This is a genomic window from Mycobacterium avium subsp. avium (assembly GCF_009741445.1).
GTDB classification, from domain to species: Bacteria; Actinomycetota; Actinomycetes; order Mycobacteriales; family Mycobacteriaceae; genus Mycobacterium; species Mycobacterium avium.
This window is the reverse complement of sequence record NZ_CP046507.1, coordinates 1,740,382-1,760,180: the sequence shown is the minus strand read 5'-3', so window position 1 is coordinate 1,760,180 and position 19,799 is coordinate 1,740,382. Positions and strand designations below refer to the sequence as shown.

The window sequence follows — 19,799 nt, the reverse complement described above, 5'->3', positions numbered from 1 at the left end:
GGGGCAGGTCCCCGTGTCCTGATTCATGGGGTGCATGGCGTAGACGACGCGGCCCGGGTGCCCAACACTGAGTTCATGCCGGAGTTGGTGCCGCGCCAGGTGGTGATCGCCGGGTTTCCCGGAGTGCAGGCGCTCGATGTGGTGGGACCGCACGACGTCTTCTCCGGCGCATCGTTGTTGACCGGCGGCGGGTATCAGGTGGTGCTGGCCTCGGTCGACGGGCAGCCGGTCACGACGCCTGCCGGGCTGGGGTTCGTCGCCACCGCGCTGCCGGACCCGGGCCGACCGATCGACACCGTCGTGCTGCCCGGCGGTGCCGGCGTCGACGCCGCACGCGGCGATGCCGAGCTGATCGCCTGGATCAAGGCTGTCGCCGGGCGTGCCCGGCGGATGGTGACGGTGTGCACCGGCGCGTTCCTTGCGGCCGAGGCGGGACTGCTGGACGGGCACCGGGTGACCACCCACTGGGCCTTCGCCGATCGGTTGGCGAGCGAGTTCCCCGCCGTCGACGTCGACGCCGACCCGATCTTCGTCCGAAGCTCGGACACCTTGTGGACCGCGGCCGGGGTCACCGCGGGCATCGACCTGGCGCTGGCGCTGGTCGAGGACGACCACGGCACCGAGGTCGCACAGACGGTTGCCCGCTGGCTGGTGCTGTATCTGCGCCGGCCGGGCGGGCAGACGCAGTTCGCGGCGCCGGTGTGGATGCCGCGCGCCCGGCGGGACTCGATCCGCGAGGTGCAGGAGATCATCGAGGCCGAGCCCGGGCGCCCGCACACCGTCGACGAGCTGGCCCGCCGGGCGGCGATGAGCCCGCGCCATTTCACCCGGGTGTTCACCGCCGAAATCGGTGAGGCGCCCGGCCAGTACGTGGAACGCATTCGCACCGAGGCGGCGCGGCGTCAATTGCAGGAGACCGACGACACCGTCGTCACCATCGCCGCCCGGTGCGGTTTCGGCACCGCGGAAACGATGCGGCGCAATTTCATTCGCCGCGTTGGCATTTCACCCGACCAATACCGCAAGGCATTCGCGTGATGCCCCGGGCTTGATGGAGAAAGGACCACCCCGATGACTCAGATCGCGTTCCTGGCCTATCCGGGATTCACCGCGCTGGACATGATCGGCCCGTACGAGGTGCTGCGCAACCTGCCCGGCGCCGAGGTCCGGTTCGTCTGGCACGAAACCGGACCGATCACCGCCGATTCCGGTGTGCTGGTCATCGGTGCTACGCATTCGCTGGCCGAAACACCTTCTCCCGACGTGATTCTGGTGCCGGGCGGCCCGGGCACCGCGGTCCATGCCCGTGACGACGCGCTGCTCGACTGGCTGCGCGCGGCGCACCGCACCGCCACCTGGACGACGTCGGTGTGCACGGGTTCGCTGATCCTGGCGGCCGCGGGCCTGCTGGACGGGCGGCGCGCGACGTCGCACTGGCTGACCATCCCCGCGCTCAAGGCGTTCGGCGTCACCGCGGTGCCCGACGAACGCATCGTGCACGAGGACGGCATCGTCACCAGTGCCGGTGTGTCCGCCGGGCTCGACCTGGCGCTGTGGCTGGCGGCGCAGATCGGCGGCGACGGCCGCGCCAAGGCCATCCAGCTCGCCCTGGAGTACGACCCGCAGCCGCCGTTCGACTCGGGTCATTTGTCCAAGGCGTCGGCGAGCACGAAAGCCGCTGCGACGGCGCTGCTTTCGCGGGACAGCCTGTCCCCCACCTACCTCAAGGCCACCGCCCTGCTGGCCTGGGATCAGGCGCTGGACAGGGTCAGGTCCCGGCGGCGCAGGCGGCAACCGGATCTGTCGCCGGCCTGATCACGGGTTGGGCTGCAGGATCTCGCTGGAGGTGAGCCGGCCGCCGGCCTGCAACCAGGCCGCGATCACCCCGGGCGCATCACGGTTCGGGTTGTAGATGTCCTCCTCGCTGCTGAACAGCCCGTCGCCGGCGTAGACCAGCCGGGTCCAGTTGGGGAACCAGAACGGCTCGCCCTGCGGGTCGGTCGGGTGATCCAGCAGGTTCTTGATCATCACCACGACCGCGTCGTTGTCCTCGTCGTAGGCGGTCCAGCCGGACGGAAATCGCATGTGCGGAAACGGCGCCATCACCGCGACGATCCAGTCCCGCACCGCCTCACGGCCGCGGAAGACCCCGTAGTGATGCTCGGTGTAGACGACGTCCTCGGTGAACAGGTCCGCGAAGGGGCGCCAGTCGCCGGACGCGCTGCATCCTTCGACCACCCGCGTGTAATTGTCGACGGCGTTCTCGATTTCTGCCCTGGTGAATCGGCCCATAGCGGACACACTAGAACGTGTTCTCCCGTTTTTCGGGTCAGTTCATCGGGTCGGTCGTGGCGAATGGGGATGGCGAATGAGCGTGTTGGATCTGTTCGACCTGCGCGGCAGGCGGGCGCTGGTCACCGGGGCGTCCAGCGGGATCGGCAAGCAGGTGGCGCAGGCGTATCTGCAAGCCGGCGCTCGGGTGGCCATCGCGGCGCGCGACTTCGAGGCGCTGCAACGCACCGCGGACGAGCTCACCGCCGGCGGTACCGGCGGCGTGGTCGCGATCCGCTGCGACGTGACCCAACCCGATGAGGTGAGCGGCATGGTGGACCGGATGATCGCCGAACTCGGCGGCATCGACATCGCGGTCTGCAATGCCGGCATCATCTCGGTCTCCCCGATGCTCGAGATGCCGGCCGCGGAATTCCAGCGCATCCAGGACACCAACGTGACCGGGGTGTTTCTCACCGCCCAGGCGGCGGCCCGGGCGATGGTGCGGCAGGGCCGCGGCGGCGCCATCATCACCACCGCCTCGATGTCCGGGCACATCATCAACGTCCCGCAGCAGGTCGGCCACTACTGCGCCAGCAAGGCGGCCGTGATCCAGCTGACCAAGGCCATGGCCGTCGAATTCGCGCCGCACGACATCCGGGTCAACAGCGTCAGCCCCGGCTACATCCGCACCGAGCTCGTCGAACCGCTGCACGAATACCATCGGCAGTGGCAGCCCAAGATCCCGCTCGGCCGGATGGGCCGGCCGGACGAACTCGCCGGGATCTACCTTTATCTGGCCAGCGCGGCGTCCAGCTACATGACCGGTTCGGACATCGTCATCGACGGCGGATACAGCTGCCCGTAGCCCGGAACGAAAAGCGGTGGCGCACTCGGGTTTTCAACCCTCGATCTCCCCGGAGATCGCGCGCTCGATGTTCGCCCGGGTCGCCGGCGGCAACACCAGCAGACCCTCGAGTTCGTGACGGGCCACATCGTAGGCGCGCTGGCGTTCGTGCGCCGCCGCCGCGGGGTCCGCCGCCACCCGGAACAGGCTCTGCGCCCGGGCAATTCGTTGCTGGTCGGTGCGGGAGAAGTCGGTGCGGCGCCGGCGGGTCGCCTCGGCCTCGGCGGCGTTGAACGCCGTTACGTAGTCCTCGACCGCGGCCAGGTAGTGCGCGGCCGCGTCCGGATCGTCCAGGAGATCTTCGGCCTTGGCGGGTCGCAGGAAGTCGGCGCGCAGCTTGGCCTTGTGGAACGCGATGGTCAGCGGATCGCGCATGTCGGTCATCAGCGGGAAGTCCAGCAGCTTGGCGACGTCGAGTTCGTAGTCCAGCCACCGCTCGTCGGTGCGGCTGTGCTCGTCGAGGACCCGCCGGATCGAGCGCCACCGGGCCGCTTGATTGTCGGCGCCGGCGCGGGCCTCGGGCGGCCGGGCCCCGTCGACTTCCCGCGCCGGCTCGTCGGTGCGCCGCCGCTGCGCGCCGAACGCCCGCACCACGGCGACGGTCGCGCCGACCAGCGGCAGCACCAGGATCAACAGCTCGGCCACTCTGATCAGCAACCCCACCTGGCCAGGATGCCACCGGCGCCGGGCCGGTGCGGTGCCGTCGACCCGCCCGATTAGCGGGCGCCTAGGCTGCCGTCGAGGTATTGGGCGCGGCAGGCCCGCCGGGCCAGCTTGCCGCTGGTGGTCCGCGGGATGGCGCCGGCGGGCAGCAACCGCACGTCGGCGACGGCCAGCTCGTGTCGCTGCGCGACGGCGGCGCGGATGGCCTCGATCGCCGGCCGCGGATCCTGACGGCTGGTGCCCGCGGCGCGCTCGGCGACCACGACCAGCCGGCCCGCTTCGGGATCGTCCACGGCCGGCACCGAGAACGCCGTCACATAACCACGCCGAACCATCGGCGACGCCTCGGCGACGGTGGCCTCGATGTCCTGCGGATAGTGGTTGCGGCCATCGATGCGCACCAGGTCCGCGATCCGGCCCGTCACGTACAGCTCGCCGTCGAGATACACACCCAAATCGCCGGTGCGCAGCCAGCTGCCGTCGGGATCGGCCCCCGCGGCGTGGCTGCCGTCCGGCAGCCGCGACCGCAGCGTGGCGCCGAACACCCGCCGGGTCTCCTCCGGCATACCCCAGTAGCCGCGGCCAATGTTGTTGCCCTGCAACCAGATTTCGCCCACCTGGCCGTCCGGCAACTCGGCCCCGTCGGCGACGATCACCGCCCATTCACTCCGCGCCACCTGGCCACAGGACACCGCGGCGACGGCATCGGGGGCGTTGGCCGGCACCCGCACCGCATGCCCGGCGCCCAACTGCCGGCGGTCCAAATACACCGCCGTCGCCTCGGCCCGCGGCGCGATGGTCGCCACGAACAGCGTCGCCTCCGCGATGCCGTAGGACGGCTTGAACGCCGTCCGCGGCAACCCGTACGGAGCGAACGCCTTGTTGAACGTCCGGATCGCATCCATGCTGACCGGTTCGGAGCCGATGATCATCACCACGTTGCGCAGGTCGATGTCCTCGCCGCCGGGCAGCCCGCGCTGCGCGGCCCACTCGTAGGCGAAGTTGGGCGCCGCGGTGACGACGTTGCCGTGCCGCGACCCGTCGGACAGGGCCTTGATCCAGCGCTGCGGCCGGCGGACGAACGCCGCGGGTGACATCAGCGTGGAGTGGCCGCCGTACACCGCGGGGAAGCCGATCATCGACAACCCCATGTCGTGGTAGAGCGGTAACCAGCTGACGCCGTGGGTGTTTCGGTCCAGCAGGTCGATGGACAGGATCATCTGCACCAGGTTGGTGCCGACCGCGCGGTGGGTGATCTCCACGCCGACCGGTGGCCGGGTGGAGCCCGACGTGTACTGCAGATGCGAGACGTCGTCCATGCCGAGTTCGGTCGGCGCGAACGACTCGGCGGCCGAGTCGGGTATCTCGTCGATGGCGATCACCCGCGGCCGGTGCAGGTGCGGGTGGACGGCCAGGAACTGCTCGACCGCATCCCGCGCGACGGTGGTGGTGAGCAGGACGCTGGGCTGCGAATCGCGCAGCGCCGTGTCCAGCCGCTCGGTATGCCCGGACAGTTCCGGGGCGAACAACGGGACCGCGATGGTGCCCGCCTTGACCGCCGCGTAGAACCCGGCGACGTAGTCGATGCCCTGCGGCGCCAGCACCGCAACGCGCTCACCGCGACTGGCCACCTGCTGGATGCGCGCGCCGATGGCTTCCAGCCGGACACCGAACTGGCTCCAGGTCACCTCGTGCGCGGTGCCGTCGTCCGAACCGCTGTAGTCGAGGTAGCGATACGCGACGGTGTCCCCCACGTTGGCGATGTTGCGGTCGATGAGCGAAATCAGGTTGACGCCGGGCGGCAGTGCGACCCCGCCGTCGGCGTCCAGGCAGTCCTCGATCCGCAGCAGGCCGGGCACACCATCGTCGCGCCGAAGGGCGTCATCCATACCGTGCAGTCTAGGCACGCGATGCGGCCGGCCGGGGTCGGTGACGTTCGGGCAAACCGCAAGAGCGACGGCCGTATTCGCTCATTCCGGCGGTAGCGCGGTATCTTCGTGGACAGGTCTTCGTGGGCGAGCGATCCACCCGATCCGCCGGCCGCGCGGGTTGGGCGGTAGCCTACCGTCAGTGTCAGGGTGAGGTGCCGCAGGAGGTTGCGGTGGTTGGATCCTGATCACCTGGTGTCTGGCTCATAGCCTGCCTGCCGCCTTCGGGTTGGCGTTCATGCGTTTTGTCGGCACCGGGTGTGAAGGACCGGCCGGCGTGACTTGATAGGAGCGTGGTACCGCCCCCACTGAGGTTTGTCCGCCGACCGGCCCAACCGTCACCTCACAGTGAAGGAGGCAACCACCATGGTTGTTGTTGGAGCCGATGTCCACAAGCACACCCATACCTTTGTTGCTGTCGACGAGGTGGGGCGCAAGCTTGGCGAGAAGACCGTCAAAGCGCTGACGAGTGGCCACGCCGAGGCGGTGATGTGGGCGCGGGAGCGCTTTGGAGCCCAGGTGGTGTGGGCGATTGAGGACTGCCGGCATCTGTCGGCGCGGTTGGAACGTGATCTGCTCACGGCCGGCCAGCAGGTGGTGCGGGTACCACCGAAGTTGATGGCCCAGGCCCGGGCCAGTGCGCGCACGCGGGGCAAGTCTGATCCGATCGATGCGCTAGCGGTTGCGCGGGGATTCCTTCGAGAACCCGACCTGCCGGTAGCTTCCCATGACAAAGTGTCTCGCGAACTTAAGCTGCTGGTGGATCGGCGGGAAGTGCTTGTGGCACAACGGACTGCGATGATCAATCGGCTGCGTTGGCGAGTTCACGAACTTGATCCCGAACGTGCCCCCGGTCCGGCCTCATTGGATCGTGGCAAACACCGTCACCTGTTGGGCGCCTGGTTGGCGACCGTTCCCGGTCTGGTCGCCGAGCTGGCCCGCGATGAGCTCGCCGACATCACCCGGCTAACTGAAGCGATCAACGCACTGGCCAAGCGGATCGGTTCGCGAGTGCGCACGGTTGCCCCTGCGTTGTTGGCGATGCCCGGGTGCGCCGAGCTGACCGCAGCCAAGCTCGTCGGGGAAACCGCCGGAGTGACCCGATTCAAAAGCGAGGCCGCCTTCGCCCGGCATGCCGGCGTAGCGCCTGTCCCAGTGTGGTCGGGCAACACCGCCGGCCGGGTCCGAATGACCCGCTCGGGCAACCGACAACTCAACGCCGCCCTGCACCGCATCGCGATCACCCAGATCCGCCTCGAGGGCCTCGGACAGACCTATTACCGTCACCGGCTAGCAGCCGGTGACTCCAATCCCGAAGCCCTGCGCTGCCTCAAACGCCGCCTGGCCCGCATCATCTTCGGCCACCTCCACACCGACCATCAACACCGAACTCAGCCTTGCCAAACGGCAGCGGCTTGACATAGGAGAAACGCATGCCGGGCCGGAAGTTCTCCTTCGAAGTCACCCGCACCAGCAGCGCGCCCGCCGCGACCCTGTTCCGGCTCGTGGCGGACGGCGCGAATTGGTCACGGTGGGCAAAGCCGATCGTGCTGCATTCGAGCTGGGCCGGCCAGGGCGATCCCGCGCCGGGCGGGGTGGGGGCGATCCGCAAGGTCGGCCTGTGGCCGGTGCTGGTTCAGGAGGAGACCACGGAGTACGAGCCCGATCGCCGTCACGCCTACAAGCTGGTGGGGCCGCCCAGCCCGGCCAAGGACTACACCGGCGAGGTGGTCTTCACGCCGAATCCGGCCGGCGGCACCGACATCCGCTGGACCGGCTCGTTCACCGAGGGCGTGCGCGGGACGGGCCCGCTGATGCGGGCGGCCATGGGCGGCGCGGTGAAGTTTTTCGCGGGCCGGCTGGTGAAGGCCGCCGAGCGGGAAGCCGGCCAGGCGCGCTGACCCGGTCTCGTTCAGCCCCAAGCTAATTCGTGTACCGGCGGCTACTTGGACTCGACCTCGTCTTGATACTTCTTCGTCATGTGCGCGACGGCGTCCAACTGCGACTGCGCGAGGCTGTCGCGGGCCTGGCCGGCGCGCGCGGCCGCGTCCAGCGTCGGCTGCGCCTGGCCCTGGAAATGCGGCATCACTTCGGCGGCGAACAGTTCGGCGGAGCGCTTGGTCGCGGCCGGGTTGGCCCACTCGTGACCCATCTGCAGCATGCAGCCGAACCCGCCGGATTGATCCCAGCACCGCTGCACCTGTTCGCGCGCCCGCTCGGGCGTGCCGATCACGCCCGCCCCGTTCTCGTTGATGACGTCGATCATCTCGTCGAGCTGATCGCCCGGCATCGTCATCTGCGGGAAGGCGGCCACCTTCTGGAAGTACCGGAACCACGGCTCGATGCCGAACTTGACCTCTTCGCGGGCCTGCTTCTCGGTTTCGGCCAGATGAAACAAACCGACCAGGCTCCAATTCGTGCGGTCGACCTGGGTGCCGAAGGCCGCCGCCCGCTCCTCGACGATGCCCCAGTGGTAGGACAGCGCATTGAAACCCTCGACGGTCAGCGTCGCCCCGATGGACAGCAGCCCGATGCCGTGCTTGCCCGCCAGCCGGGCGCCGGTCGGCGACGCGACGGCGGCCACCGCCAGCGGGATGCCACCGTCGGAGTACGGGGCCAGCTGCAACTTGGCGTCGAACAATTGGTGGGTGGCCGTCTTGGCGCTGACCGTCTCCCCCGCCAACAGCCGGACCACGATGTCGAGATTGGTCTCCAGCAGCTCGCGGGTGTCGGTGGGAGTCAGCCCGATCATGGACGAGTCGCTGGGCAGCGAGCCCGGACCCACCCCGCCGACGATGCGGCCGTGCGTGAGGTGGTCCAGCAGCATCAGCCGGTCCGCCACCCACAGCGGGTTGTGATACGACAGCGAGATGACGCCGGTGCCGAACCGGATGCGCTTCGCGCGCTCGGCCGCGGCGGCGATGAAGATCTCCGGGGAGCTGATGATTTCGCTGCCCGCCGAGTGGTGTTCGCCCAGCCAGACCTCGTCGAAACCGAGGGCATCGAGATGCTCGATGAATTCCAGGTCGCGTTGCAGGGCCAGCGTCGGATTGGTGCCCGCACGGTGGAACGGGGCGATGAAGTAACCAAACCTGAGCTTGCCCATGGGGTTCCCCTTGCAGTCGAGTCCCCCGAACCATAGCCGTGCCCGACGCCGAGCCGGAAGAAAAACCCGAAAAGGTATCAGCCGGTGGGGCCAGATGAACATGGCCCCACCGGCTAGCGAAACAAGCGAGGGAGCTACAGAAAGCGCGGGGTCAACCGCGCCGACTCAACGGCGGTGGGCGATCACGGGTAGCCGCCGCAGACGTTGCCCACGCAACCGCCGCCGCCGCCCGGTCCGCCGCCGCCCCCGCCGACACCGGGGATGCTGCCGCCACCGCCGCCGGGGCCGCCGCCACCGGTCGGGCCACCGGGGATGCTGCCGCCACCGCCGCCGGGGCCGCCGCCACCGGTCGGGCCACCGGGGATGCTGCCGCCACCGCCGCCGGGGCCGCCGCCACCGGTCGGGCCGCCGGGCACGGTGCCACCGCCGCCGGGTGTGGTGGACGGCACGACGCTCGTCGACGGCGTCGTCGTCGGGGTGGTGGTGCTGGTGGTGCTCGGGCCGCCCTTATGGCCGCCGCCGCAGCCGACCGCCAGCACGAGCATGGCCGCGCCGCCGAACACGGCGATCGTCGTCCTCGGTCCAGATCTCATCGCAACCCCAATCTCGAAGGGGCGCCGCGCCGCGACGCCCTCTGTTTCTTACCCGGGGGCGCGGGCGTGCAAACTCCGGTCCGGGCCGGCGGCTAACCCTCTTTGGTGATCAGCTTGCGCAGCGCTACCCGGTCGGGCTGCAGCAGTTCGGCGATACGGGGCCGGTTCACCTCGGCGACGATGATCTCGCCGACCTCCTGGTACACCTCGCTGAAGATGCCGTGCGACTTCATCTTCGAGGTCTGGTACAGGTTGTCCTCGGTCGGAGTCACGTAGATCACCGCGTCGGCCTTGAAGCGGTGCACCAGCCACAGGTGGATCAACGTCATCAGCCGCTTCTGCCGGAGCTTTTCGGCGAAGGTGTTCTGGTCGCGCACCTGAAGGATGCTGCGGCCGTGCCGGTCCTTGATCGGGTCGACGACGACATTGGCCAGTTGCTCGTCGCCGTCGCCGTAGATGCCGAGTTCCAGCACGTCCGAACCCGCCCGGCGGGGCCGCAACTGCACGCGGAGCTTCTCGCCGAGGTGGTAGTTCTCGCTCCACATCGCCAGCCACTCCTCGAGCAGCTTCTTGGGCACCTCGGTCTGCACCAGATGCTGATGCTGGGTCGAGCCCTCGCCCATCGCCTTGGTGGTCGCGGTGCGGCCCGACGAGGCGGCCAGTGCGGCATCGCTGCGGGGCCCACCGACGAGCGTTTGCGGTGTGCGGTAAGGGGATTCGACCAGACGCATCTTGCGCTGCAAGCGGGCCAGCGCCAGCATGCCGTCCTGTTGCAGCGAGGTGGCGAACTCCTCGGCGGCCACGCCGTCGATCTGGTGTCCGCCGTAGGTGATGAAGTTGAAGACGAAGCCCATCTTGCCGAGTTCCTCGGGGAACTGCTTCATCTGCTCGTCGGTCATGCCGGTGGTGTCCCAGTTGAAGGACGGCGACAGGTTGTAGGCCAGCATCTGGTCGGGGAACTCGGCGTGGATGGCGTCGGCGAACTGCTTGGCGTCGGCCAGGTCGGCGGTCTTGGTCTCCATCCACAGGATGTCGGCGAACGGCGCGGCGGCCAGCGACTTGGCGATGGCGTACGGGATGCCGCCCCGGATCTGGTAGTAGCCCTCGGGGGTCTTGGCCAGCTCGCAGTCCCAGCCCGGGTCGAAGCCCAGCTCCTTCGCCTTGGCCTTGGCGGAGTAGAGCGAGGCGCGCGCCGCGAAGGCCCGCCACTCGTCGGCGCTCATGTCGGCCGGCTCGCCCTCGCTCGCGGCGAACTCCAGCACCTCGGCGACGGCCTCGCCGTAGGTCATCAGCCCGGCGTCGTCCTCCCAGGCCGCCACGAACCGCGACTCCACCTGGTCGAACAGGTCGTCGATGGACTGTTGCCCGTTCTCGCGCCAGGTGTTGACGGCGTCGGAGATCACGCCCTGGATGCCCTGGCGCTCGAGCCAGGCGGTGGCCTCGGCGTACTCCGCCTCCGGCAGCGCGTAGAGCAGGTGGCCGTTGAGGTCCTTGACACCCAGCTCGTAGAAGCGGCGCACCATCGCCAGGAAGCACGCCTTGTACGACGGGATGTCGAGGTTGGTGGCACCCAGCAGGAACGGCTGGTCGCGCTCGTCGGCGCGGCTGTCCAGCAGGTTGGCGGCCTCGGCGTCGGTGCGGGCGACGATGATCCCGGGCACCCGCATGATGTCGAGCTGGAAGCGCGCGGCGTTGAGCCGCTTGATCTGCTCGTCGGAGGGCACCAAGACCTTGCCGCCCTGGTGGCCGCACTTCTTGGTGCCGGGCCGCTGGTCCTCGATGTGGTAGCCGGGCACCCCGACCTCGACGAAACGGCGGATCAGGTTCCGCACGTGCGGGTCTCCCCCGTGGCCGGTGTCGGCGTCGGCGATGATGAACGGCCGGTAGTCGTACTCCTTGGTGGCGGCGCGCTGCTGTTCGCTCATCTGCAGCCGCAGGTACTGCTGGTTGCGGTCGGCGGTGAGCAGCGCGCGCACCAACACCGCGGCGTCGTCGGGCACCTGGCTCAGCGGGTAGCTGGCGAGGTCGGGCCCCGGGTCCTCGGTGGTGGAGCCCTTGGCCGAGGTGGCCCACCCGCCGAGGTAGATGCCCTCGATGCCCATCCGCTTCATGGTGACCGCCTGGCCGGGCGAGTACGGGCCGAAGGTGGTGATGCTCTTCTTCTGGGCGAACAGCTCGCGCAGCCGCTCGTAGAACGCGGCCGCCGCGTCGCGTGCCACGGTGTAGTCGGTGCGGATGGTGCCGCGCTGCTCGGCCACCTGCCGAGCGGTGTAGAGGCGCGTGATGCGGGCGAAGCGGGGGTCGTCGAAGTAGCGCTGCGTGGCGGCTACCTCGTCGTCGAACGATGGCCGGACTTGCGTCTCTTTGTCGATGATCGCCATGGTCTTACGCTCCTCTCGGCACGATTCCCCTGACCGCGAGTCTATCCCCGGAAAGGGCCGTTCAATCAGGAGTCGCAGGAGTTGAACCAAAACTGTTGCCGCATCCGGTACTTGCGGCCGTCGGTGCGGTCGGGTTCGACGGCGGGTCGGTCGTTGGCGTCAACCCTTGGGACACAACACTTTTCGCCACGCCTTTCGGCATTGAACGCGGGCGCCGTTCACCGGGTGGCCGCGCGGGCGCGCAACCAGTCGCGCTGACGACGGACGAACGCGGCGTCGACGACCCTGCCGTGCCCGGGCACGTAACGGGCCCCGGGCCCGCCGAGCGCCAGCAGCCGGTCCAGGGTGGCCGGCCAGGCCGTCACATCGGAGTCGGCGTCGATCGCGGGGTCGCCGGATTCCTCGACCAGATCACCGGTGAACACCACCGTGGGTTCGCCGTCGCGCGCCGCGGGCACGATCAGCGCCAGGTCCGACGCGGTATGGCCGGCGCCCAGGTGGGTGATCGTCACCGTGCGGTCCCCCAGGTCGATCCGGGCGTCGCGGATCCCGTGCTGCACGGGCCGCAGGGCCGCGATGGCGGCATCCACCTCGACGGCGTCGGCGCCATGGCGCAGCGCGTCGTCGCGGATTTGATCCGTCGCCGCCCCGAGATACTCGACCACCTCCGGCGCGCAGTAGACCTCGGCGCCGGTGAACAACGACGAACCTAGCACGTGGTCGAAGTGCTTGTGCGTCAAGGCAATATGGCTCACCGGCCGTCGGGCGAGCCGGTGGACGTCGGCGTCGATCGCGGCCGCTTCGGTCAGCGTGGTTCCGGTGTCGACGAGGAGGGTTCCGCTGCGGCCGCAGATCAGCCCGACGGTGACGTCGCAGAACGGGAGCCGGCAGCGATGCACACTGCCGGTCAGCCGTTCCCACGCGAAATGCACACCAGCAAGGTAGCCGCAGCAGGGCCGCCCGCGCCGGGTCCGCACCCCGCCGATGCGCCGGGTTCGCGCCCGGCCGATGTGTCGGAAAAAGTTTACATGTCGGAAATGTCCGACGTATCTTGGTGGTCGTGACCGGCGTCGATCGCGTCTTTCTCGCCCTGGCCAACCCGGTGCGCCGCGAACTGCTGCAGCTCCTCGCCCGCCATCCGCTCTCGGCTGGGGAACTCAGCGAACGGTTCGAGCTCAGCCGGCCCGCGGTCGCCGAGCACCTCAAGGTGTTGCGCGAGGCCGACCTGGTGGCCGACGAGCGGCGCGGCCGCCAGCGCATCTACCACCTGACCGCGGAGCCGCTGGCCGAGCTCGGCGAGTGGCTGCATCCATTCGAGAAGTTCTGGCGCACACGACTGCGCCGGCTCGCCGAGGTAGCAGAGGAGCTGGAATGACGGACACGTCCAGGTTCGCGACGATCCGGGTGGACCAATTCGTGGCGGCGCCACCGGCGAAGGTGTGGCGGATGCTGACCGAACCCGAGCTGATGAAACTGTGGTGGGCCGAGGGGCAGGTCGCCGCGGTGGTGGGACATCGATTCACGCTCGACATGCCTGGCTACGGCAAGCAGCCGTGCCAGGTGCTCGAGGTTGACCCGCCGCGCCGCTTCGTCTACACCTTCACCGCGGCCTGGACATTGACCTGGCGGCTGGAAGCCGAAGGCGAGGGAACCCGAGTCTTCTTGGAACACAGCGGATTTGACCTTGACGACGCCCGCATGGCCCGGGCCTTCGAACAGATGGGCCCGGGCTGGCGCGACACCGTGCTCCCCCGTCTCGCCCGGGTCGCCGTCGACTAGCTGCCGATGCCACGGGTTTCGGGCGGCACCGCACCGGCTATCTCCCGGGCATGGCTATCACCGATTCCCGCGAAGTCGTCATCGAAGCGACACCGGAGGAGATCCTGGACGTGCTGTTCGACCTCGAGTCGCTGACCGAGTGGTCGCCGGCACACCAGAAGGTCGAGGTGCTCGAGCGCGACGAGGAGAACCACCCCATCAGGTCCAGGCAGGTGGTCAAGCTCGTCGGCATCAGCGACGAACAGGAACTCGCGTACACCATTTACGACGACGGTGTGGGCTGGACGCTGGTCAGCTCCAAACAGCAACGCGCTCAACAGGGTCGCTACACCCTGACGCCCGAAGGCGACGCCACGCGCGTGCACTTCGAGCTCACCGTCGACCTGGTGATGCCGGTGCCGGGATTCCTCATCAAGAAGGGGTCCAAGAGCCTGATGGACACCGCCACCGAAGGCCTGCGCAAGCGGGTGGCGGAGGTCAAGAAGCGCGCGGCCTCATAACCGTTGCTCTTCGCTGTGGCCCGGCGCCATCGCCCGGCCGGGAAGGGATGCTTCCGCGGCGCCCACCGGCGCGTCAGACTGTGCGGTATGGAAGCGACGCTGGTGGACACCTCTCGCCGGATCGGCACGATCATCTGCGCGCTGGCGCTGCCGGCGGGCGCGGTCGGTTGCGGCGGCCACGGTCATGGCCCGACGACGACTCCGTCGACACCCAGGGTGACCACCCTGGGCCGCACGGCGCCGAACGCCCCGGCCGGCGGGCCGTTGACAATCACCAGCCCGGCATTCACCGACGGCGCCCCGATCCCGCCGCGGTACACCTGCAAGGGCGAGGGCATCGCACCGCCGCTGGCGTGGTCGGCGCCGACGGGTGCGGCCCTGGTCGTCGACGACCCCGACGCCCCGGCGGGGCCGTACGTGCACTGGGTGGTGACCGGCATCGCCCCGGGCTCCGGCAGCACGTCCGCGGGCCAAACGCCGCCCGGCACAACGACTTTGCCGAACACCGCCGGACAGGCCGGCTACCAGGGGCCGTGTCCGCCCGCCGGAACGGGCACCCACCACTACCGGTTCACCCTCTATCAGCTGCCCAACGACTATCAGCTGCCCGGTGGGCTGGCCGGTGCGCAGGCCGCGCAGGCCATTGCCGGCGCCGCGACCGCGCAGGCGCAGCTCACCGGGGTGTTCGGCGGCTGATCGGCTGGCGGCCCTTCAGGTCCCCAGCGGCGTTGTACTCGGGGTGAAGGTGATGCCGCGCCTGCCGCGGCATCAGGCGCCGGCGAGATAGCGACCGTCGATCGGAATGACAAGTCCTGGAACCCCTTCGGGCCGGGCCGGTCACGCTGCACGGGACCAGGCCTGTCTAGCTCTAGCGATCTAAATTTCAGATGGCTGATAGCTGAACTAGCTATTAGACATATGGATTTTGGGCGGCCATGGTTAGTAGCGAGCTTGAATTCCGATTCGCCGAGAGAGGACAGGGGTGAGGGATTGTGGCTGTATTTCGCGATTTGCGGGATTACATCCAAACGCTGACCGATAAGTTGGGCGGCGAGGAGGTCAAAACCATCCGCGGCGCGCATTGGGACCTCGAAATTGGTTGTCTGACCGAGCTTTTAGCCGAAAAAGAGGGGCCGGCGCTGCTCTTCGACAACATCGAGGGATACCCGAGCGGCTACCGGGTCTTCACCAACTTCATGGGGACTGTGCCACGCTGCGCGGTGGCGTTAGGGTTGCCCCCTTGGACCCCGGCCATGGATATCGTCAAAGCTTGGAAGGACCTGAGCAAGAGCATCGATCCCGTTGCGCCAGTGCTGCTTTCGACGGGATCGGTACTTGAAAACGTACTGGACGGCGATGACGTCGACCTGAACATATTTCCGACGCCACGCTGGCACGATGGTGACGGCGGGCGCTACATCGGAACGGCGTGCATGGTCATCACCAAAGATCCCGATACCGGTTGGGTCAACGTAGGCACCTATCGCGGGTGTGTGCAGGGCAAAGACAGGCTGTCGTTGTGGATGCTGGGCAATCGGCATGCACTTGCGATCGCGCAGAAGTACTGGCACCGCGGTCAAGCCTGCCCCATCGCTGTGGTGGTGGGCTGCGATCCCATCCTGACGACCGCCGCCGCGATCGCCGCACCCTCCGGGGTCTGCGAGTATGACGTGGCCGGAGGCCTACGAGGTAGCGGTGTCGAGGTACTGGCCGCGCCGGGTACTGGCCTTCCCGTTCCAGCGCACGCCGAGATTGTTCTCGAGGGCGAGATGCCCCCGGTGGAGGAGGAGTCGGTTCCCGAGGGGCCGTTCGGTGAATGGACGGGGTATTTCACCCATGCCGGCAATGAAACCGTGGTCCGAGTGCAACGCATCTTGCATCGCGATTCACCGATCATTTTGGGCGCGCCGCCGATGATTCCAACCGTCCCTGCGGGGGACCAAGCGGTTCCGCTGTATTCCGCCTCGGTGACCTGGGATCACCTTGAAGCCTCTGGGGTGCAAAACATCAAGGGCGTGTGGGCATATGCGCGCCAGTTGATGATGGTGATATCGATCGAGCAGACCGGCACCGGCGACGCCATGCATGCGTTGTTGGCGGCAGCGGGACGAAAGAGAACGGGCGGCATGGACCGCTACTTTGTCGTCGTCGACGAAGACATCGATATCACCGACATCAATCATGTGCTCTGGGCGCTGTTCACTCGCGTCGACCCGACCGAATCCATCCACATCCTGCGCACACCGACAACGGCGATCGATCCGCGACTGTCGCCTGCGAAACGCGATGCGGGTGACCTGTCGATGGGGATCGTGCTCATCGACGCGTGTAAGCCCTTCGCCTGGAAGGATTCTTACCCGCGAGCTAACCGGTTCGACGACAACTATCGGGCCGCGATTCGCGATCGCTGGCAGGCCGCGTTGCCGTTGTAGACACGATGACGACACAGACGGCCTTGATCAGACCAGTCAGGAGGTGACGATGATGGCGGGGATGCCGGAGGAGGTCGCTGCGCTTCTGCGCGGTTTCCCACGCATCGGCGCGCGCGAGCAGGCGTTTGCGTTCTTGACCGTTGACACTGGCGGGTTTCCACATGCGGCGTTGCTGTCGCGCTGCGAGCTCGAGCCTGGGCGGGACCCCCAAACACTGATGGCCGCCATAGCTAGCCGACAGACCCGCGCCAACTTGCGGCGTAGCGGCACCGCGGGGCTGCTCGCAATCAAGGGCACTAGTTGCCACCACCTCAAGCTGCGAGTGGTCGCCTCGCTCGTCGGTCGCGGAATACTCGGATGTGTGTTTGCCGTGACCGAACATAAGCGCGATGACATGGGAATACCCTTGCAGCCTACGCTATTTCGGACCTCGGCCGAGATCTCGGTGCTTGAGGACTGGCCGCGTAGTCGGGCCATGTTCGACCGTCTCGCAGCGCTGCGCAGCGCAGCGCGGGAGGTCCTATGAGCACGCAACCGATACGAATCATCGTAGGGGTCACCGGTGCCAGCGGCGCGCCGTTTGCCGTGCGGTTAATGCAGACGCTGCAGGGGATGGACGACGTGGAGACCCACTTGGTGATGAGCGGGTGGGCTCGGTCGAGTATTGGAATCGAAACATCCTATAGCGTTCAACAGGTTTCAGCGATGGCGGATGTCACCTACAAACTCGAAGAACAGGGCGCCGCGATCTCATCGGGTTCATTTCAGACCGCCGGAATGATTGTAGTGCCGTGCAGTATGCGGACGTTGGCAGCGATTCGCTACGGGCTGGCGGACAACCTGGTGTGCCGCGCCGCTGACGTTGTTCTTAAGGAGGGACGACGGTTAGTCCTAGTGCCCCGTGAGACACCATTGAATACAATCCATTTGGAGAACATGCTGGCACTCAGCCGGATGGGCGCGCGGATTGTGCCGCCGATGCCCGCCTTTTACAACCGGCCGGAATCGGTCGACGACATTGTTGACCACGTGGTGGTCCGTGTTCTCGATCAGTTCGGTATCAATGCCCCGCAGGCAAAGCGCTGGCAGGGAATGAAGTCGGCGAGGACCACCGGCTTCGGCAAGAACTCAGCGATCCTGGCGTAGCTCGGCCCGTCGCCGAAGTTTGGTTGTCGCCGTGGTGGCGTGTTCAACGAAGGCACGAGCCGCTGGGCTGGCGGCTTGCCCTTCTGGCCAGATGATGCCTAGGCGCCCGGGCGGATGATCGCTGACTGGCACTCCTATTACGTGATCGCTTTGCGCGAGGGCTGATTGAGGAACGAGACCCACGCCCAGCCCCTTCGCAACGAGCGCAACGAGTACGTCGGGATCGCCGGCTTCGAAGGCGATGTGGGCTTGAACGCCGGCCCGCCGCAGCGCGCGGTTGAGTTGCCAGCGCAGGCCTGATCCCTCCGGGAGCGTGATGAGCGGTCTATCCGCCACGTCGGCCAATGTGAGCTTCCGGCAAGGAGATAACGGATCGGACGGTAGAAAGATCGCGATCACCGGCTCCCGATGCAACTCGCGCACACGCACGCCGGCTACTGCCTCATCCGTCAGGCTGGTGAAAGCTACGTCTAAAGCGCCATTGGATATGCGGCGGTTGAGCATCGCTGCAGTGTCCTCAACCAGCGACAGGTCTACCCCCGGGTGCTCATGGTGAAACGATGCTAGAAGCTCGGGGAGGTCGATGCTGCGCGGTGAGATTGAGGTGATGGTGCCGATGGCAAGGCGACCATGTAGTAGACCGGTGAGTCCGTCGATCGAGGCGCGACCTGCGGCCAGCGCATCGAGTGCTGCGCGGGCGTATGGCAGAAGCGCGTTTCCAGCCGCGGTAAGCCGTACCGTGCGTGGCCGCCGTTCGAATAGCTGCTGCCCGATTTCGCGTTCGAGCGCCGTGATGTGTGCACTGACACCAGATTGCGCCAGATGTATCCGCTGTGCCGCGGCGGTGAAGGTGCCTTCCTCGGCGACCGCGATAAAGCACTCCAGCTGATGAAGATCCATGCTGACCGAAAATCTATTACAGAGCGTCGTCTCGTCGCGCAGGGCATCTTATAAGCCGAGTAGCCGCAATCGCGCTCCACTGCGGTCGCTCCGCGTCGAAATCGGTGATCGGTACCACCAAGGGTCACCTTTGCGAGGCGTAAAACGTCGGGATGGATGAGACGGCCTACGTACCGTCTCGACAGAAAACGCGTCAGAGAAAGTAAATTGCCATGAGCGTACAGACAGTCCGATTCCGCATCTCACCGGAACACATCGCACTGGTAACGCAGAAGATCGAAGCGATCTTTAGCGCATTGCGCGAGGCGGATCCCCCTCCTTCCATGCGGTATGTCGCGCTGCGCGATGACGTCGACCCGGTATTCACACTGATCCTCGAACTGCCCGAGGGTGCTGCCAACCCGTTGTTGTCGATTCCCGAAGCGCTGGCCTTCCGCGAGTCGCTAGCGGGATGGGCGCATGACGATGTTGCTCCTCGGCCCACCACCGTTGTCGGGAGATACTGCGCATGACCAAGGTGCTGTTCGCAGCCACGGTGTTATGCATCGTGGCTAACACATTGATCGCGATTGCCGACTACGTTCCCGCAGGCTTCGTGCTGAAGAACTCTGCTGAAGTTCACGTTCCTGCCGCCGCATTGCCCTACCTTGCGACATTGAAGTTAGCGGGCGCGGTGGGTCTCACCCTGGGGCTGGTCGCCCTGCCGCGGCTAGGCGTGGCAGCGGGAATCGGCCTGGTGTTGTTCTTCATTGGCGCGGTTGGTGCGCATGTCAGGGCCCGCGTGTTCCACAACATCGCGTTTCCAGGCGCATTTCTGCTTCTCGCACTCGCCGCGACCGGCTACCTCGTCCATCTTGCGAGCGGCGCATGAAATAACGCGTTGGACCCTGAGGGTGGGGGAACCTGCTGGTTCCCCCACTGACCTCGGAAACGGCGGGCAGTCGCTCGCTCTTGCTCTGAGGTCCACGGGCACGTAGAAACTCTTCAGCGAGAATCTGGTTGTACCGTTCCCCTTTTCCGTTATGACGCGGAATGTAGGGCTTGACTTTCTGGTGGCGCTCGAACGCGATGCGCACTACTAACCTTTTTCGCGTGCGCCACAATAGTTCGATACGGGCGAAGCGCCAACGGCGACGCACGCGGGCGCAGTCTCAGGAGGGCTTCGGCGTTTCGCCCCGCGCTTGGAGATTCGG

At 67.3% G+C, this 19,799-nt stretch carries 22 protein-coding genes and 1 pseudogene; 14 read left to right on the top strand and 9 right to left on the bottom strand.

Annotation, left to right across the window (positions count from 1 at the left end; all coding sequences use genetic code 11):
- Window positions 1-87 precede the first annotated feature (87 nt).
- Both MAA44156_RS08145 and MAA44156_RS08140 read left to right on the top strand, forming a co-directional pair.
- Entirely contained in the window at window positions 88-1,038 is a 951-nt protein-coding gene (locus MAA44156_RS08145; protein ID WP_033713188.1) for a GlxA family transcriptional regulator, read from the top strand.
- A gap of 33 nt (window positions 1,039-1,071) precedes the next feature.
- On the top strand, window positions 1,072-1,815 hold the full coding sequence (locus MAA44156_RS08140) for a DJ-1/PfpI family protein (RefSeq protein WP_003876631.1): 744 nt from the start codon (window positions 1,072-1,074) through the stop codon (window positions 1,813-1,815).
- Here MAA44156_RS08140 and MAA44156_RS08135 read toward each other — a convergent pair whose 3' ends face one another.
- Entirely contained in the window at window positions 1,816-2,292 is a 477-nt protein-coding gene (locus MAA44156_RS08135) for a nuclear transport factor 2 family protein (RefSeq protein ID WP_009976881.1), read from the bottom strand.
- A 76-nt stretch (window positions 2,293-2,368) separates the two neighbouring features.
- Between MAA44156_RS08135 and MAA44156_RS08130 the strand changes: the two genes are divergently transcribed.
- Entirely contained in the window at window positions 2,369-3,139 is a 771-nt protein-coding gene (locus MAA44156_RS08130) for an SDR family oxidoreductase (RefSeq protein WP_009976882.1), read from the top strand.
- A gap of 33 nt (window positions 3,140-3,172) precedes the next feature.
- On the opposite strand, the gene MAA44156_RS08125 is transcribed toward MAA44156_RS08130, so the two are convergent.
- Window positions 3,173-3,841 (bottom strand): hypothetical protein, encoded by a 669-nt coding sequence (locus tag MAA44156_RS08125; protein WP_029248485.1) that lies wholly within the window; start codon window positions 3,839-3,841, stop codon window positions 3,173-3,175.
- Between the two features lie 53 nt (window positions 3,842-3,894).
- Window positions 3,895-5,730, bottom strand: coding sequence for a fatty acyl-AMP ligase (locus MAA44156_RS08120; protein ID WP_029248486.1), 1,836 nt, complete (start codon window positions 5,728-5,730; stop codon window positions 3,895-3,897).
- Between the two features lie 387 nt (window positions 5,731-6,117).
- Here MAA44156_RS08120 and MAA44156_RS08115 point away from each other — a divergent pair, with 387 nt between their 5' ends.
- Complete coding sequence (locus MAA44156_RS08115; RefSeq protein ID WP_023863965.1) at window positions 6,118-7,188, top strand: IS110 family RNA-guided transposase; 1,071 nt, start codon at window positions 6,118-6,120, stop codon at window positions 7,186-7,188.
- Window positions 7,189-7,202: 14 nt separating this feature from the next.
- Complete coding sequence (locus MAA44156_RS08110) at window positions 7,203-7,670, top strand: SRPBCC family protein (protein WP_009976888.1); 468 nt, start codon at window positions 7,203-7,205, stop codon at window positions 7,668-7,670.
- Between the two features lie 41 nt (window positions 7,671-7,711).
- Here the strand turns inward: MAA44156_RS08110 and MAA44156_RS08105 are convergent, their stop codons facing one another.
- The 4 genes from MAA44156_RS08105 to MAA44156_RS08090 all read right to left on the bottom strand — a co-directional run bounded on the left by MAA44156_RS08105 (window position 7,712) and on the right by MAA44156_RS08090 (window position 12,781).
- Complete coding sequence (locus tag MAA44156_RS08105) at window positions 7,712-8,875, bottom strand: LLM class flavin-dependent oxidoreductase (protein ID WP_009976890.1); 1,164 nt, start codon at window positions 8,873-8,875, stop codon at window positions 7,712-7,714.
- Window positions 8,876-9,057: 182 nt separating this feature from the next.
- The gene (locus MAA44156_RS08100) at window positions 9,058-9,468 is read right to left on the bottom strand and encodes a hypothetical protein (RefSeq protein WP_033729738.1); all 411 of its coding nucleotides are present in this window, start codon (window positions 9,466-9,468) and stop codon (window positions 9,058-9,060) included.
- Between the two features lie 92 nt (window positions 9,469-9,560).
- Entirely contained in the window at window positions 9,561-11,849 is a 2,289-nt protein-coding gene (aceA, locus tag MAA44156_RS08095; protein ID WP_009976895.1) for an isocitrate lyase ICL2, read from the bottom strand.
- 218 nt (window positions 11,850-12,067) lie between these two features.
- Window positions 12,068-12,781, bottom strand: a complete 714-nt coding sequence (locus MAA44156_RS08090) for an MBL fold metallo-hydrolase (RefSeq protein ID WP_009976896.1) — start codon at window positions 12,779-12,781, stop codon at window positions 12,068-12,070.
- 119 nt (window positions 12,782-12,900) lie between these two features.
- On the opposite strand from MAA44156_RS08090, the gene MAA44156_RS08085 reads away from it, so the two are divergent.
- The 7 genes from MAA44156_RS08085 (at window position 12,901) to MAA44156_RS08055 (ending at window position 17,706) form a co-directional block, all read left to right on the top strand.
- A complete protein-coding gene (locus MAA44156_RS08085) occupies window positions 12,901-13,224 on the top strand; it encodes a metalloregulator ArsR/SmtB family transcription factor (protein ID WP_009976897.1) in 324 nt (107 codons plus the stop codon).
- Window positions 13,221-13,628 (top strand): SRPBCC family protein, encoded by a 408-nt coding sequence (locus tag MAA44156_RS08080; RefSeq protein WP_003876621.1) that lies wholly within the window; start codon window positions 13,221-13,223, stop codon window positions 13,626-13,628. Before MAA44156_RS08085 ends, MAA44156_RS08080 begins: the two co-directional genes overlap by 4 nt.
- 50 nt (window positions 13,629-13,678) lie before the next feature.
- On the top strand, window positions 13,679-14,128 hold the full coding sequence (locus tag MAA44156_RS08075) for an SRPBCC family protein (protein ID WP_003876620.1): 450 nt from the start codon (window positions 13,679-13,681) through the stop codon (window positions 14,126-14,128).
- Between the two features lie 87 nt (window positions 14,129-14,215).
- A complete protein-coding gene (locus MAA44156_RS08070; protein WP_009976900.1) occupies window positions 14,216-14,824 on the top strand; it encodes a YbhB/YbcL family Raf kinase inhibitor-like protein in 609 nt (202 codons plus the stop codon).
- A 314-nt stretch (window positions 14,825-15,138) separates the two neighbouring features.
- Window positions 15,139-16,560, top strand: coding sequence for a UbiD family decarboxylase (locus MAA44156_RS08065; RefSeq protein WP_009976902.1), 1,422 nt, complete (start codon window positions 15,139-15,141; stop codon window positions 16,558-16,560).
- 43 nt (window positions 16,561-16,603) lie between these two features.
- Window positions 16,604-17,086, top strand: a complete 483-nt coding sequence (locus tag MAA44156_RS08060; protein ID WP_009976903.1) for a hypothetical protein — start codon at window positions 16,604-16,606, stop codon at window positions 17,084-17,086.
- Window positions 17,083-17,706 (top strand): non-oxidative hydroxyarylic acid decarboxylases subunit B, encoded by a 624-nt coding sequence (locus MAA44156_RS08055; protein ID WP_023880053.1) that lies wholly within the window; start codon window positions 17,083-17,085, stop codon window positions 17,704-17,706. The genes MAA44156_RS08060 and MAA44156_RS08055 overlap by 4 nt, the downstream gene beginning before the upstream one ends.
- Here the strand turns inward: MAA44156_RS08055 and MAA44156_RS08050 are convergent.
- Entirely contained in the window at window positions 17,689-18,606 is a 918-nt protein-coding gene (locus MAA44156_RS08050) for a LysR family transcriptional regulator (RefSeq protein WP_009976905.1), read from the bottom strand. The two genes, MAA44156_RS08055 and MAA44156_RS08050, sit on opposite strands and share 18 nt — an antisense overlap.
- 212 nt (window positions 18,607-18,818) lie before the next feature.
- On the opposite strand from MAA44156_RS08050, the gene MAA44156_RS08045 reads away from it, so the two are divergent.
- The gene (locus MAA44156_RS08045) at window positions 18,819-19,118 is read left to right on the top strand and encodes a hypothetical protein (RefSeq protein WP_080555744.1); all 300 of its coding nucleotides are present in this window, start codon (window positions 18,819-18,821) and stop codon (window positions 19,116-19,118) included.
- A complete protein-coding gene (locus MAA44156_RS08040) occupies window positions 19,115-19,477 on the top strand; it encodes a DoxX family protein (RefSeq protein WP_009976906.1) in 363 nt (120 codons plus the stop codon). The genes MAA44156_RS08045 and MAA44156_RS08040 overlap by 4 nt, the downstream gene beginning before the upstream one ends.
- Before the next feature lie 58 nt (window positions 19,478-19,535).
- Here MAA44156_RS08040 and MAA44156_RS23770 read toward each other — a convergent pair.
- Window positions 19,536-19,664, bottom strand: a pseudogene (locus MAA44156_RS23770) (IS481 family transposase); the annotation flags it as partial.
- Window positions 19,665-19,799 lie beyond the last annotated feature (135 nt).

Bases quoted from the DNA above. Each gene is read 5' to 3' on its own strand.
- MAA44156_RS08140 (WP_003876631.1), top strand. From the start codon at position 1,072: ATGACTCAGATCGCGTTCCTGGCCTATCCGGGATTCACCGCGCTGGAC.
- MAA44156_RS08135 (WP_009976881.1), bottom strand. From the start codon at position 2,292: ATGGGCCGATTCACCAGGGCAGAAATCGAGAACGCCGTCGACAATTAC.
- MAA44156_RS08130 (WP_009976882.1), top strand. From the start codon at position 2,369: ATGAGCGTGTTGGATCTGTTCGACCTGCGCGGCAGGCGGGCGCTGGTC.
- MAA44156_RS08120 (WP_029248486.1), bottom strand. From the start codon at position 5,730: ATGGATGACGCCCTTCGGCGCGACGATGGTGTGCCCGGCCTGCTGCGG.
- MAA44156_RS08110 (WP_009976888.1), top strand. From the start codon at position 7,203: ATGCCGGGCCGGAAGTTCTCCTTCGAAGTCACCCGCACCAGCAGCGCG.
- MAA44156_RS08105 (WP_009976890.1), bottom strand. From the start codon at position 8,875: ATGGGCAAGCTCAGGTTTGGTTACTTCATCGCCCCGTTCCACCGTGCG.
- MAA44156_RS08100 (WP_033729738.1), bottom strand. From the start codon at position 9,468: ATGAGATCTGGACCGAGGACGACGATCGCCGTGTTCGGCGGCGCGGCC.
- aceA (WP_009976895.1), bottom strand. From the start codon at position 11,849: ATGGCGATCATCGACAAAGAGACGCAAGTCCGGCCATCGTTCGACGAC.
- MAA44156_RS08080 (WP_003876621.1), top strand. From the start codon at position 13,221: ATGACGGACACGTCCAGGTTCGCGACGATCCGGGTGGACCAATTCGTG.
- MAA44156_RS08075 (WP_003876620.1), top strand. From the start codon at position 13,679: ATGGCTATCACCGATTCCCGCGAAGTCGTCATCGAAGCGACACCGGAG.
- MAA44156_RS08070 (WP_009976900.1), top strand. From the start codon at position 14,216: ATGGAAGCGACGCTGGTGGACACCTCTCGCCGGATCGGCACGATCATC.
- MAA44156_RS08055 (WP_023880053.1), top strand. From the start codon at position 17,083: ATGAGCACGCAACCGATACGAATCATCGTAGGGGTCACCGGTGCCAGC.
- MAA44156_RS08050 (WP_009976905.1), bottom strand. From the start codon at position 18,606: ATGGATCTTCATCAGCTGGAGTGCTTTATCGCGGTCGCCGAGGAAGGC.
- MAA44156_RS08045 (WP_080555744.1), top strand. From the start codon at position 18,819: ATGAGCGTACAGACAGTCCGATTCCGCATCTCACCGGAACACATCGCA.
- MAA44156_RS08040 (WP_009976906.1), top strand. From the start codon at position 19,115: ATGACCAAGGTGCTGTTCGCAGCCACGGTGTTATGCATCGTGGCTAAC.